The following is a 14948-nucleotide window of genomic DNA, read 5'->3' on the forward strand; positions in this document are numbered from 1 at the left end:
GCGAACGTCCGGCCGGTCAGAGCGAGCGCAGCGCCTGTGCCGGGCGGGCGTTGAGAATCGGCAGCGATCCCGCCAGCCCGATGCCCAAAGTCCCGACCGCGCCGACGAGCAGCGTCACGGCGACGAGCCCCCAGTCGGGCGCCCAGGCCAGCTCGAAGATCTGCGTCACGACATACCAGCCGGCTGCGCTGCCGGCAGCCAGCGCGAGCAGAGCGATGACCGAGGCGAGCAGAGCATATTCGATCGCCTGCGCCAGCAAGATCTGCGCGCGGCTGCCGCCGAGCAGCTTGAGCAGCACGGCGTCGTAGAGCCGCGCCCGTCGCGAGGCAGCGATCGCGCCGATCAGAACCGCGATGCCCGCTGCGAGCGTCACGGCTGCGGCAGCGCGGATCGCGGTCGCCAGCTGGCCGAAGATCTCGCCGATCTGGCCGGCGACATCCTTCACGCGGATCAGCGATACGGCGGGAAAATTGCTGACGATCGCGCGGTTGACGGCGGCTTCGCGCGTGTCGGGCAGGGCGATCGTCGCCATGTAGCTGTGCGGTGCACCCTCAAGCGCGCCCGGCGCGAAGACGATGCCGAAGTTGAAGCCCATCCGCTCCCAGTTGATCCGGCGGATCGACGCGATCTCGGCCTCCATCTCGACCCCCAGAACCGAGAAGCCGAGCTTGTCGCCGGGTTTCAGATCGAGCGCCTTGGCGGCCTGTTCGTCGATCGAGACCAGCGGAGGTCCTGCATAATTGGCAGGCCACCAGCGACCGGCGACGATTTCGTTGCCCTCGGGCAGGGTGGCCGCATAGGTCAGGCCCCGATCGCCGTTCAATATCCACGCGCCTTTGGGCAGCGGCTTCAACGCGGTAACAGGTGTTCCGCGCACCGTCGTGACGGTGCCGCGCAGCGAAGGCACCGAGACAATGGTCGCTCCGGGGGCCTGCCGGTCGACGGTCGAGCGGAAGCGATCCAGTTCGTCGGTGCCGATGTCGAGCGCGAAGAAATTGGGTGCGGTCTGCGGGACGGTCTTTTCGATCTGGTGCGTCAGGTTCGACTGGATGATCGCCATCATCGCGAACAGCGTGAGGCCAAGGCCGAGCGCCACGACGAGGCGGTCGGTCTGCGCCGCCGGTCGGTGCAGATTGCCGATCGCCAGGCGCGCCAGCGTGTTGCGCGAGCGGGGCAGGGCGCGCGCTATCAGGCGAACCAGACGACCCACGGCCCAGAGCGCCCCGAACAGCCCCAGCGCGCCGGCAAGGAAGCCTGCGCTCAATGCCGGCTGCCGTGCGGTCGCGATGGCGATGGCGGCGATGGCGGTGCCTGCCCCGGTCATCAGCACGAGCACGCCCCAGCCCGGCAGACCGAAGGGCTCTATCCGTGCACGAAAGATTTCAGCCGGGCTGACGCGGCCGGCCCGACTCAGCGGAGCGAGGCTGAACAGCAGCGCTGCGAGCATGCCATAGGCGGCGCTGATCGCGAGCGGTACAGGGTAGAGCGCGATCTTTGGAGCGACGGGCAGCGCATCGCCAGCCAGCCAGCCGACGATCACTGGCACGGCGGCGCCCACCGCGAGGCCGGCGATCACCGCCCCGATCGATACGACAGCGACCTGCAGCAGATAGAGGCGGACGATCAGCCCAGAGGAGGCGCCGACGATCTTGAGCGTCGCGATCGAGCTTCGCCGCTGGTCGAGCCAGGAGGCGACGCCATTGCCGACCCCGATCCCGGCGACGATCAGTGCGGTCAGGCCCACCAGCGTCAGGAACTGGCCGAGCTGATCGACGAATCGCCGCAGGCCGCGCGCCGCGTTGGTCCGGTCGCTCACTTCCCAGTTGGTCTGGCGGTAGCGGCTGTCCAGTTGCTCCGACAGGGCGCGCACGTCCCGATCGCCGTCGAGGCGGATGCGATAGCGGGCGGTGAACAGGCTGCCGGGCTGGAGCAGGCGGGAGGCGTCGAGCGCCTCGCGTGAAAGCAGGATCGTCGGACCGAAGGCGAAGCCTTCGCCGACCCTGTCGGGTTCCTGGTCGATCAGGCCGGCCACGCGCAGGCTGGTCTCGCCGACGCGGATCCGATCGCCGATGCGCAACGACAGCCGCTCGGCGAGCGCCGGAGCCACGATCGCGTTCAGTCCGGTCGGGCGCGGCGCCAGCGCACCGGCCTGCGTCGTGAAGCGGCCATAGAGCGGCCAGAGCGCGTCGACGCTCTTGAGTTCGGCCAGAACCGAGGCAGTCGCATCCTGACGCGAGGCCATCGCGCGCAGGCGGATCGATTCCGACGTGCGGCCATAGCCTTCGAAGGCAGCGCGTTCCTGCGCATCGGCTTCGCGTTGGGCAACGCGCATCTCGATGTCGCCGCCCAATATCTCGCGGCCGCGCCCGTCAAGCTCGGCTGTGATCGCCGATGCAAGGCTGCCGACGCCGGCAAGACCCGCTACGCCCAGAAACAGGCAGACGATGAGGAGGCGCAGCCCCTTGAGGCCGCCGCGCATGTCGCGCAGCGCCAGCCGCCATGCGGTCCTCATGCGGCGCGACGGTCGGTGACGATCGCGCCGTCGCGCATCTCGATCACCCGCGCGCAGCGGGCGGCAAGCGCGGGATCATGCGTGATGACGAGCAATGTGGTGCCGGTATCGCGCTGCCGGGCGAAGAGAAGGTCCATGATCGCCTCTCCGGTCGCGGCGTCGAGATTGCCGGTCGGTTCGTCGGCGAAGAGAAGGGCAGGGCGGGGCGCGATCGCACGCGCGATGGCGACGCGCTGCTGCTCGCCGCCCGACAGCTGCGCCGGATAATGGTCGAGCCGATGGCCGAGGCCGACCGCCGTCAGTTCGTCTCGCGCCCGCTCGATCGCGTCGGGGGCTCCGGCCAGCTCGAGCGGAACCGCCACATTCTCGATCGCGGTCATCGTCGGCAACAGATGAAAGGCCTGGAGGATGATACCGATCCGTCCGCGCCGGGCGGCTGCGAGCGCGTCCTCGTCGAGCATGCCGAAATCGAGGCCGTCGACCAGCACTCGGCCCGAGTCCGCCCGTTCGAGGCCGGACAGCACCGACATGAGCGAGGATTTGCCCGATCCCGACGGCCCGAGCAGGGCCACGGTGTCGCCCCGGTCGATGCTGATGTCGATCTGCCGCAATATCTCGACGCGTGCCGGAGGCTTGCCCAGCGCGAGAGTGACGCCGCTGGCGTCGATGATGGCGGATGTCATGCGGCTGTAGGTTCCTCGGACACTGTCCGACGCAACATGTGGCCCGCCCCGCCGCAGATCAATGGCGCTGACAAAAAATGCCCTTAAGTGTGTCCGCTGTTCAGGCTGCGCGGGGCCCCTGGACGGCTATCCGCTGCAGCTCGGGCAGGGCGCGTTCGAGGGCGCTCTGCATATGGTCGTCGCAGCGCGGCATCCGGTTCCAGGCGTCGAGCGCGGCGATCTTGTAGGCCTCGGCGAGGGTCGGATAGTTGAAGGTGTTCTCAACGAAATAGTCGATCGTGCCGCCAAGGTTGAGCACGGCCTGACCGATGTGGATCAACTCGGTCGCGCTTTCGCCGATGATATGAACGCCGAGCAGCTTTCGGCTTTCCAGCGCGAAGATCATCTTCATCATGCCCGACTGGCTGCCCATGATGTGGCCGCGCGATGTTTCCCGAAAGCGCGCAACGCCGCATTCATAGGGGATACCGCGGTCGCGAACCTCCTGCTCGGTCAGGCCGACGGTGGAGATTTCGGGGACGGCGTAGATGCCATAGGGGAAGTAAGCGGGGGCCGGGGGCATCGGTGCGCCGAAGGCATGGCAGGCCGCGATGCGGCCCTGCTCCATCGATGTCGACGCCAGGCTGGGAAAGCCGATCACGTCGCCCGCGGCGTAGATGTGCGGGACGCTGGTCTGCAGCGATACCGGGTCGACCTTAAGCCGGCCGCGATCGTCCGCTTCCAGCCCACAGCGATCGAGTTGCAGCGCCGCGGTGGCGCCGATGCGACCGGCTGCGTAGAGGAGCATTTCCGACCGGATGCGGCGGCCATCTTCCAGAACCGATACGGCCCAGCCCTTGGCATCGACCTCGACATGGTCGAGTTTCGCCCCCAGCCGGATCGCCATGCCGCGGTCGCGGAGCTGGTGGACGAAGTCGTCGATGATCTCCCGGTCGACAAAGTCGAGGAAGCTGTCGCGTGGTTCGATCAGGGTTACGGGTACGTCCAGGGCCGAGAAGATCGTGGCATATTCGATGCCGATCACGCCTGCCCCGATCACCGTCAGGCTGCGCGGGATGGCCGGCTCGGTGATCAGGTCGTCGCTGTCGAGGATATTGGTGGCATTGAACGGTATCGAGGCCGGGCGGAAGGGCATCGTGCCGACCGCGATCAGGATCTTCTCGCCTTCGATTGGGTGGATCTCGCCCTTGGGACCGGTAACCTCGATCTGGTGCGACCCGATGAAGCGGGCGGTGCCCTCCATGGTGCGCACACCGTTGCGGGTGAACTGATGCTCCAGCACGTCGATCTCATGGTCGAGCGTCATCTGCAGCCGGGCGTTGAGATCCTTGCCCTCGATGTCCTTCTTGACGCGGTAGGCCCGGCCATAGAAGCCGCGCTCGCGCCAGCCGGTCAGGTTCAGCACGGTTTCGCGCAGCGTCTTGGAGGGGATCGTCCCGGTGTGCACCGACACGCCGCCGACCCGGTAGCGATTCTCGACGACAAGTACCGACTTGCCCAGCTTGGCGGCCTGGATTGCGGCCCGGCGTCCGGCCGGCCCGCTGCCGATAACGATCAGTTCGTAGCGCATGTCATCGCCCCCTCGGCACGTCGCAGGACGGCCAAACAGCGATCCTGCATCCAAAGGTCGCAAGATAAGGTTAATCGCGATTTTCCGGCCGCTAGAGAACGTCGGCAAGAGAAAGGCCCGCCTCTTGCGAGACGGGCCTTGTCCTGTTTCAGTCGTTCAAAAGTTCAGGCTTTGACCTTGGCCTTGGCGCCGCCGCCCTTTTTCGAGCGCTTCGGCGCGGCCGGCACGATTTCGAACGAGAGGGCCTCGTCCTTCATCTTCACCTTGACCTCGCCGCCATGGACCAGCTTGCCGAACAGCAGTTCCTCGGCCAGCGGCTGCTTGATCTTTTCCTGGATCAGGCGGCCCATCGGGCGGGCGCCATAGAGCTTGTCGTAGCCCTTGGCGGTCAGCCACTGCTTGGCCTCGTCGTCGAGGCTGATGTGCACCTCGCGGTCGGCCAGCTGGAGTTCGAGCTGCAGGATGAACTTTTCGACCACGCGCGAGACGACCTCGGCCGGCAGATAGCCGAACGGCACGATCGCATCGAGGCGGTTGCGGAATTCGGGCGTGAAGAGCTTCTTCACCGCTTCCTCGTCCTCGCCCTCGCGGGACAGCGACCCGAAGCCCAGCGTCTCGCGCGCCATGTCGGACGCGCCGGCGTTGGTCGTCATGATCAGGATGGTGTTGCGGAAGTCGACCGTCTTGCCGTGGTGATCGGTCAGCTTGCCGTTGTCCATCACCTGCAGCAGGATGTTGAACAGGTCCGGATGCGCTTTCTCGATCTCGTCGAGCAGCAGCACGCTGTGCGGATGCTGGTCGACCGCGTCGGTCAGCAGGCCGCCCTGATCATAGCCGACATAGCCGGGAGGCGCGCCGATCAGCCGGCTGACCGAGTGCCGCTCCATATATTCGGACATGTCGAAACGCTGGAGCGGTATGCCCAGGATCGATGCCAGCTGGCGCGCAACCTCGGTCTTGCCGACGCCGGTCGGGCCGGAGAAGAGATAGTTGCCTATCGGCTTGTCCGGATCGCGCAGGCCGGCGCGGCTGAGCTTGATCGCCGAACTCAGCACTTCGATGGCCTTGTCCTGTCCGAAGACGACGCGCTTCAGATCGGTTTCGAGCGTGCCGAGTGCCTTCTTGTCGTCGGTCGACACCGTCTTCGGAGGGACGCGCGCCATCGTCGCGATGACGGCCTCGATCTCCTTGGGCGTGATCACCTTCTTGCGCTTGGCCGGGGGCACCAGCATCTGCGAGGCGCCGACCTCGTCGATCACGTCGATCGCCTTGTCGGGCTGCTTGCGGTCGCTGATGTAGCGCGACGACAGTTCCACCGCCGCCTTGATCGCGTCGGGCGTATATTTGACGTTGTGATGCTCTTCGAAGGCCGACCGCAGACCGGAGACGATCTTGATCGTGTCCTCGATCGTGGGCTCGTTGACGTCGATCTTCTGGAAACGCCGCAGCAGCGCGCGGTCCTTTTCGAAGTGGTTGCGGAATTCCTTGTAGGTGGTCGAGCCGATGCAGCGGATCGAACCGCCCGACAGCGCCGGCTTGAGCAGGTTGGACGCATCCATCGCGCCGCCCGACGTCGCACCCGCACCGATCACGGTGTGGATCTCGTCGATGAACAGCACCGCGTGGGGCAGCTTTTCGAGCTCCGTCACGACCTGCTTCAGCCGCTCCTCGAAATCGCCGCGATAGCGGGTGCCCGCCAGCAGCGAGCCCATGTCGAGCGAGTAGATGACGGCCGGCAGCAGCACCTCGGGAACGTCGCCCTCGACGATCTTGCGCGCCAGGCCCTCGGCGATGGCTGTCTTGCCGACGCCGGGGTCGCCTACATAAAGCGGATTGTTCTTCGAGCGGCGGCACAGGATCTGCACGGTGCGGTCGACTTCGGCCGAGCGGCCGATCAGCGGATCGACCTTGCCCGACTTGGCCTTGTCATTGAGGTTGACGCAGAACTGCTTGAGCGCGCTCTCGCCCTTCTTGCCGTCGGTCTTGGCCTGCGCCTTCTCCTCCTCGGCGCCCTTGACCTCTCGCTGCTCGGTCGGCTGGCCGGCCTTGCCGACGCCATGGCTGATATAGCTGACGGCATCGAGGCGGCTCATGTCCTGCTGCTGCAGGAAGAAGACAGCATAGCTTTCACGCTCGCTGAACAGCGCGACGAGGACATTCGCGCCCGTCACTTCCTCGCGACCCGAAGACTGGACATGGAGAATTGCGCGCTGGACGACCCGCTGGAAGCCGCTGGTCGGCGAGGGATCAGTCTCCCCCTCGACCTTGAGCGCATCGAGCTCGGTATCGAGATAGTTGGTGACCGCGTTGCGCAGCTCCGACAGGTCGACGCCGCAGGCAGTCATCACTTTCGACGCATGTTCGTCCGCGATCAGCGCCAGAAGCAGATGCTCCAGAGTCGCATATTCGTGGCGCCGGCTGCTGGCTGCGCTCAGCGCGTTGTGCAGCGTCTGTTCGAGTTCGCGGGCGAAGGATGGCATGGTCGTTCTACTCCATTCGGCATGGGCCGAGCCATGCCGCTAAACCATATGTCGGGTGCCGAGGGCCGTTCATCAAGAACCACCCTTCTGCCGGGGGGCGAGAGCGTCGCTTTCCGGCAGTCGCGCCGTCATCGCTTGAATAGGCCTTCGGCTGTTGCGCGATGGTTAACGGCCTTGGCCATCCGATCGCGGCAGCGGTCGATCTCAGCCGTAAGTGCGGATATCCGCAGCTCCAGCTCTTCGACCGACAGCGGGTCGAGATCCTGCCGAACCAGCTGGCTCAGCGGATCTGCGGCCTTTTTCGCGAAAAGATCGTCAGGCTCCATGGCCTCAAAGTTGACCCTGACGGGGCGCATGTCAATAAACCGATGGTGAATCGGGCGTCGGCAGCGCCTTGATCGGGGGCAAGATGGTCGAATTTGCTGAGATGATGTGGGCGATCGACCCGGATGGGCCGGGCGGACCGGAGATATTGGTCCCCGTCAAGCGGCCCGTGCCTATGCCGGGACCGGGACAGGTCCTCATCCGAGTCGCAGCCGCCGGGGTCAATCGGCCCGATGTCGCGCAGCGGACGGGCCGTTATCCGCCGCCGCCGGGGGCGCCGTCGATTCTGGGGCTGGAGATTGCCGGCGAGATCGTCGTCTGCGGAGACGGGGTTATGCCCGAGCTGCTCGGGCAGGCGGTCTGTGCGCTGGTCGCCGGGGGCGGCTATGCCGAATATGCCGTGGCCGAAGCCGGGCTGTGCCTGTCCATCCCCAACACGCTGTCGATGATCGAGGCGGCGGCCATTCCGGAAACGCTGTTCACGGTGTGGAGCAACGTCTTCGAGCGCGCTTATGCGGCCGACGGCGATACTGTGCTCGTCCACGGCGGCACCAGCGGCATCGGCACGATGACGATCCTGCTTGGCCGCATTTTCCAGCTGCGCACGATCGTGACAGCCGGATCGGACGAGAAATGCGCGGCAGCGGTGAAGCTGGGGGCGAGCGCAGCGATCAATTATCGCACGCAGGACTTCGTGGTGGAGGTCGCCCGGCTTACCGACGGACGCGGGGTCGACGTGGTGCTCGACATGGTGGGCGGCGACTATCTGCCGCGGAACATCGACTGCCTGGCGGACGATGGGCGCCATGTGTCGATCGCGGTTCAGCAAGGCGGCAAAGCCGAGATTCCGATCTGGAAGATCATGCAGAAGCGGCTGACCCTGACCGGCTCTACGCTCCGCCCGCGCGACCTGAGCTTCAAGACGGGTGTCGCCGACGAGATCGCCTCGGTGGTCTGGCCGCATGTCGAAGAAGGCCGGCTCAAGCCGGTGATCGACACCACCTTCCCGCTGGCCGCCGCCGCCGAGGCGCATCGGCGCCTCGACGAAGACCATATCGGCAAGGTGGTACTCACCATCTGAGGCGGGAGCCGGCCGGCAGCGGAAGCTCTGTCCGTTACTTGTCCAGACGGCGTGCGTGGTCGAGATGGCCCTGCACGGTGGGGAGCAACTCGCCCGCCGCGTCACGCAGGGCGGGGGTGTCGCCCTTGGCCGAATAGTCGCGGAGCAGCACGACCGCGTCCTCATGGGCGTCGACCTGATCGTCGATATAGTCCTTGTCGAACTCGGCCCCCTTCTTCTTGCCGAGGTCCGCAAGGTCGTCCCGCTGATCGGCGGTCAGTTCCGCATTGGGCATCAGCGCGGGGGTGGCCATGGCCGCCGCTGCCTTGATCTGGGCGCTCGAGTCGGTGTGCGCCTTGATCATCCCGGCCGCGAAGTCTTTCACGGCCTGCGACGATGCGTTGGTTGCCGCGAGCTTGGCCGCGGCGATTTCATAGGCATCGGATTTCGCCAGACGGTCGATGAATTCCTGTCCGGCCGGGGTAGGCGACAGGGCCTGTTGCGCGTCCAGCGCCACGTTCGACGCCATGGCGCCGGCGCTGTCGAGCGCCTGCTCGGCCTGATTGGCGGCTGCATCGGCATCCGCCTTCGTCTTGTCGCCGCAGCCCGAAAGGGCCAGCACCAGCACAGCGGCTGACAGGATGGGAATGGAGCGTTTCATGATGGGCATTCCTTCTTTGGAAGCCCCTGAAACGATCCGGCGGAAAAGCCTGTTCCGCTTCAACCTATAGAGAGGTCGGGATTTTCCGTTACGGATCGGTTCCGACCGGCGCTTTTTCGCGCGGTCTGCGGCGAGGAAAATGGTCCGCCGACCAACCGCTGGAAACGGCCAGTCGCGCTGCGGATCCGGTCAGCCGCCGCCGAGGAGGCCGGCCGTATCGAAATAGTCGCGCCAGGCGGTGATCTTGCCGCCGCTGGTTTCGATGATGCCCATGATCCGGATCGAGGCCGCGACCGAGCCGTCTGCCGTCAGGATATGGTCGACGCGCTCGGTCAGCACCTTGTCGCCAAGCGCCACGATCGAATGCATGTCGACGGTCATTGCGACCATGCCGAGGTTCGCCTCGAACCCGTCGAGGGCCGCCAGTGCTTCGTCCGGACCAGTCGTCAGCGACATGCCGACATTTTCCCAGGTCGTGGTGGGCGTGAAATAGTCGCGCACGGCCTGGCGGATGGCGTCGCGACCCTTGGCCCATTCGGCGAGAAAGGCCTCGGTCGTGGCGATGGCGTCGGTCATGGATATCCCCTCCTTGTTTCGGCCCAAGGCTAACGCCCGATCACTGTGCGGGCAATGGCCGCGGCCGCTACGGAAACAGGTCGATGATTTCGGCGCCCGCGAACAAGGCCTGGGCCAGAAGCGAGCGGTGACAGCAGGCTGGTGCGCGTTCGAAGCAGAGCAGGGCGGTGCGCCGCTGCCGGGCGAGATCCTGCAGCATGACGGATTGCGCAATGGCGTCCGGCATGTCGAGCTGGTCAGCATAGATGCGCGAGAGGGTGGTGAGGTCGTTGCGCCGCGCTGCGGCTCGCCCCTCGGCGGGCGTGCCCAGCGCCTTGAAGCCACTATAGTCGATGCCGGCCTCGCGGAGCCCTGCGGCCAGGATATTCTTGGAGAAGCCGGGGCGCCGCGATAGGGGCACGGCGCGGACATCGGCCAAGACCTCGACTCCGGCCTGGCGCAGGCAGTCGACGAACTCCTGCTGCGTCACGCCCTCATAGCCGATCGTGAAGATCCGGGAGGGTGAGGGCCGGCTCAGGACTTGCCGTTACCGCGATTGGCGTAGAGCAGGGCGGCGACGATCGCTGCCGACCCGATGCCGACGGCTGCGCCGATCACGGCCGTCTTCTTGGTTATCTTGGGCGCCGACTTCGTCTTGGTAGGCGACTCTGCCGGCTGCGCGTCAGTGGTGGGGATGTTGTCTTCGTCCAACGCCAACTCTCCTGATCTATGCCTCTGCTATGGAATCCAAGGCGGGGCCAAGGCAAGCGCTTCGTTGGGTCAGGGCGGCGGTCCGTGCCGAAGCGGGCTCTGTGCGGGCTCTGTCGAAGCTGGCCGTCAGGCCAGCGCGTTCCATAGAAGCCGTGCCGTCATGGCGAGCGAGATGGTCACCAGCAGCGGCCTGATGACGCGCGCACCGAAACGCATCGCCATATGCGAGCCCGCAAGGGCGCCCGCCGTCGTTCCGACCGCCATGCACAGGCCGAGCAGGAACAAAATGTGCCCGGCGGACAGAAAGACGATCAGGCTGCCGATATTGCTCGCGAAGTTGAAAGCCTTGGTGTGGGCGGTGGCGCGGGTGAGCCCCATGCCGCGTAGCGACACCAGGGTGGTCGCGAAGAAGCTGCCGGTGCCCGGGCCGAAGAAGCCGTCGTAAAATCCGATCGCACCGCCGACCGGCACATAGGCTTTCACGCTCAACCGCTGATGCGCATCCTCGTCATGCATGCGCGGCGACAGGACGATATAGGCGGCCACCGCCAGCAGAAGCACGGGCACGATCAGATTCAGCGCGTCATTGCCGATCGCCTGAACGATGATCGAGCCCACCGCCGAGAGGGCCGCGATGATGGCAACCGTCGGCCCATAGGTGCGCCAGTCGATCATCCGCTTCCGGCTGAAATTCCAGCAGGCGGTGCCCGATCCGAAACTGCTCTGCAGCTTGTTCGTGGCAAGCGCCGCGATCGGCGGAATGCCGGTCCAGAGCATGGCGGGGATGGTGAGGAGGCCACCGCCGCCCGCGATCGCATCGATGAAGCCCGCCACGAAGGCGACCATGGTGAGGATGGCATAGGTGTCGAGGCCGAGGTCCATGGCGTAACGACCTGCCCGACCAACCCAACCGGCGCAAGCCTTGGCAGGCGAGGCCGCCCGGCTTATGGGCCGCCCATGGACAATCCGCGTTTCGAATTCGCCATCCAAGCCGTCGACGGCAAGGCCCGCACCGGCACCATAAGCATGAAGCGGGGCGAGATCCGCACCCCCGCCTTCATGCCGGTGGGCACGGCGGCCACGGTCAAGGCGATGAAGCCGACAGATGTGCGCGCGACCGGCGCCGACATCATTCTCGGCAACACCTATCATCTGATGCTGCGCCCCGGAGCAGAACGGGTTGCCCGGCTCGGCGGTCTGCACGAATTCATGCGCTGGGAACGGCCGATCCTCACCGACAGCGGCGGCTATCAGGTGATGAGCCTGTCGGCGCTGACCAAGCGGAGCGAAGAAGGCGTGTCCTTCAAGAGCCATCTCGACGGCTCGTCGCACATGCTGTCGCCCGAGCGGTCGATCGAAATTCAGCGCCTGCTCGATTCCGACATCATCATGGCGTTCGACGAGCTCGTGCCGACGACCACAACGGCGAAGGAGCAGGAAGAGGCGATGCTCCGGTCGATGCGCTGGGCGCGCCGTTCACGCGCCGCGTTCGATGCCGGAGGCGAGCATGCGGAGCGCGCGGCGGTGTTCGGCATTCAGCAGGGTGCGCTGGACGAGCGGCTGCGCAAGCTGTCGGCCGACGCGCTGCTCGACATCGGGTTCGATGGCTATGCGGTCGGCGGTCTGGCTGTGGGTGAGGGGCAGGAAGCGATGTTCGCCACGCTCGATTTCGCCCCCGGTCAGCTGGACGAGGCCAAGCCCCGCTATCTGATGGGGGTGGGCAAGCCCGACGACATCGTCGGTGCGGTCGAGCGCGGCATCGACATGTTCGATTGCGTGCTGCCGACCCGCTCCGGGCGCAATGGACAAGCGTTCACGCGGGAGGGTCCGATCAACCTGCGCAATGCGCGCTTCGGCGAGGATCAGGGGCCTCTCGATCCCGCCTGCAGCTGCCCCGTCTGCGGCCAGTTCAGTCGGGCGTATATCCACCATCTGATCCGCGCGGGGGAAATCCTCGGCGCGATGCTCATGACCGAGCATAATCTGAGCTTCTATCAGGCCCTGATGGCGGACCTGCGCGCGGCGATTGCGGAAGGCCGGCTCAAGGCCTTCGCCGATGGTTTCCGCGCGGCCTATTACCGGACCGGCTGATACCGGAAACGGGGAGCGCCATGGCGCTCCCCAACCCGGCTCTGCCTCAGGGCATCAGCACGCCGTCGATGACGTGGATCACGCCATTCGACTTGGCCATGTCCGCCGCAATGATCTTCACCTTGCCGCCCTTGGCATCGGTCAGCCACCACCCGCCGGCCGAATCCTTCCAGCCGGTCAGCGTCTCGCCCTGAACCGTCTTGACCATCGCCTTGCCACCATGCGCAGCGGCATTGGCGGCGATGTCGGCCGCCATCAGCTTGCCGGGCACGACATGATAAGTGAGGATCGAGGTCAGCGTCGCCTTGTTCTCGGGCTTCAGCAGCGTGTCGACGGTGCCGGCCGGCAGCTTGGCGAAAGCGGCGTTGGTCGGCGCGAACACCGTGAAGGGGCCGGAGCCCGACAGCGTCTCGACGAGGCCGGCCGCCTTGACCGCCGCAACCAGCGTGGTGTGATCGGGCGAGGCGACCGCGCCGTCGACGACGGTGCCCTGATGCGCGCCGTGATGATCGGCGGCCTGCACGGCTGCGAAGGGGATGGCGGTAGACGCCATCAGCGCCGCGCCGGCGATCGCGCGGAAGAGCTTTTCGGACGTGATTTTCATCGTCTGCATCCTTCTTGAACACTTCGGGAGGAGGAAGTGCATTGAAGGAACGTGAGAAAGGTCGTCGCGGATGCGGCGCTTCCCCAAAGGGCAGTGCCGTCAGATCTGCAACCGACAACAAAAACCCCGCCAATCCAGAGGATTGACGGGGTTTATGGTGGGCGTGGCAAGGATTGAACTTGCGACCCCTGCGATGTCAACACAGTGCTCTACCACTGAGCTACACGCCCAATGCGGGGCTCCCTAGCGGAGGCTCGGGGGGCGCGCAACCCCCCATGATGTTTCTTTTTTACAGGCCTGTCGCGCTGCCGACCTGGAACATGCGGTCGACCTCCATCACCAGCTCACGCAGGTGGAAAGGCTTCGACAACACCTTGGCATCGGGCGGCGTCGCACCGGCCTTGAGCGTCACGGCGGCAAAGCCGGTGATGAACATGACGCGCATGTTCGGCGCGATCACATTGGCGCGCTGGGCAAGCTCGATCCCGTCCATTTCCGGCATGACGATGTCGGTCAGCAGCAGATCGAAGCTCTCGCGTTCCAGCAGCGGGAGTGCGGCGGTACCGCGGTCGACGCTGGTGACGGCATAGCCCGAACGCTCGAGTGCCCGCGCGAGATATTCGCGCATCGAGTCGTCGTCCTCGGCCAGCAAAATACGGATCATCGCGTCACATCCTGCATGCCGGCCTCGTGCCGGTCTGCCGTCCACTTATGCGCGAACCGCTTAACAATTTCCAGATGCTGCCGAAAAAAGCGATTCCCGCTTAACCTTTCGTAGCGGCAGCTGTTGCGCGGCCATGCCCCCGACTCTAGCGTGAGGCCATGGTTTCCGCCGCTCCCTTTACCCTGATCGGCCCGGCGCTGCCCGCGTCGCCGATCCTGCTGACGGTGCCGCATGCCGGGCGCGACTATCCGCCGTCGGTGATCGAGGCGGCGCGGGTTCCCGTGGAGCGGCTGCGGGCGCTCGAGGACCGCTATGCCGACGACTTGATCGGACCGGCCATCGCGCAAGGGGCAACCGCCATCGTCGCCAGCGTGGCGCGGGCGACCATAGACCTCAACCGTGACCCGCGCGAGATCGATCCGGCGATGGTCGAAGGGGTGCTCGCGGCCGAAGATCTATTGCTGAGCGGAAAGGTGCGCGCGGGGCTGGGCCTGTTTCCGCGGCGCCTCCCGTCCTGCGGTGAGCTGTGGCGGCGGCGGCTGACCCAGGATGCTGTGCGGAGCCGAATCGCCGAGATCCACGCACCTTATCACGCAGCGATAGCACAGCGGCTGGAACTGACCCGGCAGCGTTTCGGGGCGGCGATCCTGATCGACTGCCATTCGATGCCACCACTGCCTATCCGGCAGCCGGACGGTCCGGTGCGGATCGTGGTGGGGGATCGCTTCGGCGCGGGGGCTTCGATCGCTGCGGTCGATCTGGTGATGGCGGTGATCGAGAGTGTCGGCCTGGTCGCGGCGCGGAACCATCCTTATGCGGGGGGCTATACGATCGACCGCCATGGCCGGCCCCGGCGCAACGTGCACGCGATCCAGATCGAATATGACCGGTCGCTCTACCTCGATGCAGCGCTGGATCGTCCCGGACCCAATATGGAGGGGTGTGGCCGCCTGCTGGCGACGATCGCGAGCCGGCTGGAGAGCCTGTTCAGGCCCGAAGCGCAGATCGCTGCGGAATAAGGGAAGGCCCCGAT

Annotated in this window: 15 protein-coding genes and 1 tRNA gene; 3 read left to right on the plus strand and 13 right to left on the minus strand. The window is 66.0% G+C overall.

Annotation, left to right across the window (positions count from 1 at the left end):
- Positions 1 to 16: 16 nt before the first annotated feature.
- The 5 genes from ACNI3R_RS05395 to ACNI3R_RS05415 all read right to left on the minus strand — a co-directional run bounded on the left by ACNI3R_RS05395 (position 17) and on the right by ACNI3R_RS05415 (position 7571).
- A complete protein-coding gene (locus tag ACNI3R_RS05395; protein WP_426180594.1) occupies positions 17 to 2512 on the minus strand; it encodes an ABC transporter permease in 2496 nt (831 codons plus the stop codon).
- The gene (locus ACNI3R_RS05400) at positions 2509 to 3195 is read right to left on the minus strand and encodes an ABC transporter ATP-binding protein (RefSeq protein WP_426180596.1); all 687 of its coding nucleotides are present in this window, start codon (positions 3193 to 3195) and stop codon (positions 2509 to 2511) included. The genes ACNI3R_RS05395 and ACNI3R_RS05400 overlap by 4 nt, the downstream gene beginning before the upstream one ends.
- A gap of 100 nt (positions 3196 to 3295) precedes the next feature.
- Positions 3296 to 4765 carry a Si-specific NAD(P)(+) transhydrogenase gene (gene sthA, locus ACNI3R_RS05405; protein WP_426180598.1) on the minus strand — a complete coding sequence of 490 codons (1470 nt, stop codon included), beginning with the start codon at positions 4763 to 4765 and terminating at the stop codon, positions 3296 to 3298.
- Positions 4766 to 4929: 164 nt separating this feature from the next.
- Positions 4930 to 7245, minus strand: coding sequence for an ATP-dependent Clp protease ATP-binding subunit ClpA (gene clpA, locus ACNI3R_RS05410; protein WP_426180600.1), 2316 nt, complete (start codon positions 7243 to 7245; stop codon positions 4930 to 4932).
- Positions 7246 to 7373: 128 nt separating this feature from the next.
- Positions 7374 to 7571, minus strand: coding sequence for a DUF1192 domain-containing protein (locus tag ACNI3R_RS05415; protein ID WP_426180602.1), 198 nt, complete (start codon positions 7569 to 7571; stop codon positions 7374 to 7376).
- Between the two features lie 83 nt (positions 7572 to 7654).
- Here ACNI3R_RS05415 and ACNI3R_RS05420 point away from each other — a divergent pair, with 83 nt between their 5' ends.
- Entirely contained in the window at positions 7655 to 8650 is a 996-nt protein-coding gene (locus ACNI3R_RS05420; RefSeq protein ID WP_426180604.1) for an NAD(P)H-quinone oxidoreductase, read from the plus strand.
- 34 nt (positions 8651 to 8684) lie between these two features.
- Here the strand turns inward: ACNI3R_RS05420 and ACNI3R_RS05425 are convergent, their stop codons facing one another.
- From ACNI3R_RS05425 to ACNI3R_RS05445, 5 genes are all read right to left on the minus strand, one after another.
- On the minus strand, positions 8685 to 9290 hold the full coding sequence (locus ACNI3R_RS05425; protein WP_426180605.1) for a DUF4142 domain-containing protein: 606 nt from the start codon (positions 9288 to 9290) through the stop codon (positions 8685 to 8687).
- Positions 9291 to 9479: 189 nt separating this feature from the next.
- Positions 9480 to 9866 carry a limonene-1,2-epoxide hydrolase family protein gene (locus ACNI3R_RS05430; protein ID WP_426180607.1) on the minus strand — a complete coding sequence of 129 codons (387 nt, stop codon included), beginning with the start codon at positions 9864 to 9866 and terminating at the stop codon, positions 9480 to 9482.
- 67 nt (positions 9867 to 9933) lie between these two features.
- Positions 9934 to 10335 (minus strand): DUF488 domain-containing protein, encoded by a 402-nt coding sequence (locus ACNI3R_RS05435; RefSeq protein ID WP_426180608.1) that lies wholly within the window; start codon positions 10333 to 10335, stop codon positions 9934 to 9936.
- 44 nt (positions 10336 to 10379) lie between these two features.
- Complete coding sequence (locus ACNI3R_RS05440; RefSeq protein ID WP_426180610.1) at positions 10380 to 10556, minus strand: hypothetical protein; 177 nt, start codon at positions 10554 to 10556, stop codon at positions 10380 to 10382.
- Between the two features lie 126 nt (positions 10557 to 10682).
- Positions 10683 to 11438: a TSUP family transporter gene (locus tag ACNI3R_RS05445; RefSeq protein WP_426180611.1), complete on the minus strand. Its 756-nt coding sequence runs from the start codon at positions 11436 to 11438 to the stop codon at positions 10683 to 10685.
- A 75-nt stretch (positions 11439 to 11513) separates the two neighbouring features.
- Here ACNI3R_RS05445 and tgt point away from each other — a divergent pair, with 75 nt between their 5' ends.
- Positions 11514 to 12647, plus strand: coding sequence for a tRNA guanosine(34) transglycosylase Tgt (gene tgt, locus ACNI3R_RS05450; RefSeq protein WP_426180613.1), 1134 nt, complete (start codon positions 11514 to 11516; stop codon positions 12645 to 12647).
- Positions 12648 to 12693: 46 nt separating this feature from the next.
- Here tgt and ACNI3R_RS05455 read toward each other — a convergent pair whose 3' ends face one another.
- The 3 genes from ACNI3R_RS05455 to cpdR form a co-directional block, all read right to left on the minus strand.
- Positions 12694 to 13251, minus strand: a complete 558-nt coding sequence (locus tag ACNI3R_RS05455; protein WP_426180614.1) for a fasciclin domain-containing protein — start codon at positions 13249 to 13251, stop codon at positions 12694 to 12696.
- Positions 13252 to 13406: 155 nt separating this feature from the next.
- Positions 13407 to 13481 (minus strand) — tRNA-Val (locus tag ACNI3R_RS05460).
- Between the two features lie 59 nt (positions 13482 to 13540).
- Positions 13541 to 13915, minus strand: a complete 375-nt coding sequence (gene cpdR, locus ACNI3R_RS05465; RefSeq protein ID WP_426180616.1) for a cell cycle two-component system response regulator CpdR — start codon at positions 13913 to 13915, stop codon at positions 13541 to 13543.
- A gap of 158 nt (positions 13916 to 14073) precedes the next feature.
- Between cpdR and ACNI3R_RS05470 the strand changes: the two genes are divergently transcribed.
- Complete coding sequence (locus ACNI3R_RS05470; protein ID WP_426180618.1) at positions 14074 to 14934, plus strand: N-formylglutamate amidohydrolase; 861 nt, start codon at positions 14074 to 14076, stop codon at positions 14932 to 14934.
- Positions 14935 to 14948: the final 14 nt, after the last annotated feature.

This window comes from Rhizorhabdus antheiae (assembly GCF_049889055.1).
Lineage (GTDB): Bacteria > Pseudomonadota > Alphaproteobacteria > Sphingomonadales > Sphingomonadaceae > Rhizorhabdus.

Coding starts and splice junctions, on each gene's coding strand:
- ACNI3R_RS05400 (WP_426180596.1), bottom strand. CDS start 3,195: ATGACATCCGCCATCATCGACGCCAGCGGCGTCACTCTCGCGCTGGGC.
- ACNI3R_RS05470 (WP_426180618.1), top strand. CDS start 14,074: ATGGTTTCCGCCGCTCCCTTTACCCTGATCGGCCCGGCGCTGCCCGCG.
- cpdR (WP_426180616.1), bottom strand. CDS start 13,915: ATGATCCGTATTTTGCTGGCCGAGGACGACGACTCGATGCGCGAATAT.
- ACNI3R_RS05445 (WP_426180611.1), bottom strand. CDS start 11,438: ATGGACCTCGGCCTCGACACCTATGCCATCCTCACCATGGTCGCCTTC.
- ACNI3R_RS05415 (WP_426180602.1), bottom strand. CDS start 7,571: ATGGAGCCTGACGATCTTTTCGCGAAAAAGGCCGCAGATCCGCTGAGC.
- ACNI3R_RS05430 (WP_426180607.1), bottom strand. CDS start 9,866: ATGACCGACGCCATCGCCACGACCGAGGCCTTTCTCGCCGAATGGGCC.
- ACNI3R_RS05425 (WP_426180605.1), bottom strand. CDS start 9,290: ATGAAACGCTCCATTCCCATCCTGTCAGCCGCTGTGCTGGTGCTGGCC.
- clpA (WP_426180600.1), bottom strand. CDS start 7,245: ATGCCATCCTTCGCCCGCGAACTCGAACAGACGCTGCACAACGCGCTG.
- sthA (WP_426180598.1), bottom strand. CDS start 4,765: ATGCGCTACGAACTGATCGTTATCGGCAGCGGGCCGGCCGGACGCCGG.
- ACNI3R_RS05420 (WP_426180604.1), top strand. CDS start 7,655: ATGGTCGAATTTGCTGAGATGATGTGGGCGATCGACCCGGATGGGCCG.
- ACNI3R_RS05455 (WP_426180614.1), bottom strand. CDS start 13,251: ATGAAAATCACGTCCGAAAAGCTCTTCCGCGCGATCGCCGGCGCGGCG.
- ACNI3R_RS05395 (WP_426180594.1), bottom strand. CDS start 2,512: ATGAGGACCGCATGGCGGCTGGCGCTGCGCGACATGCGCGGCGGCCTC.
- tgt (WP_426180613.1), top strand. CDS start 11,514: ATGGACAATCCGCGTTTCGAATTCGCCATCCAAGCCGTCGACGGCAAG.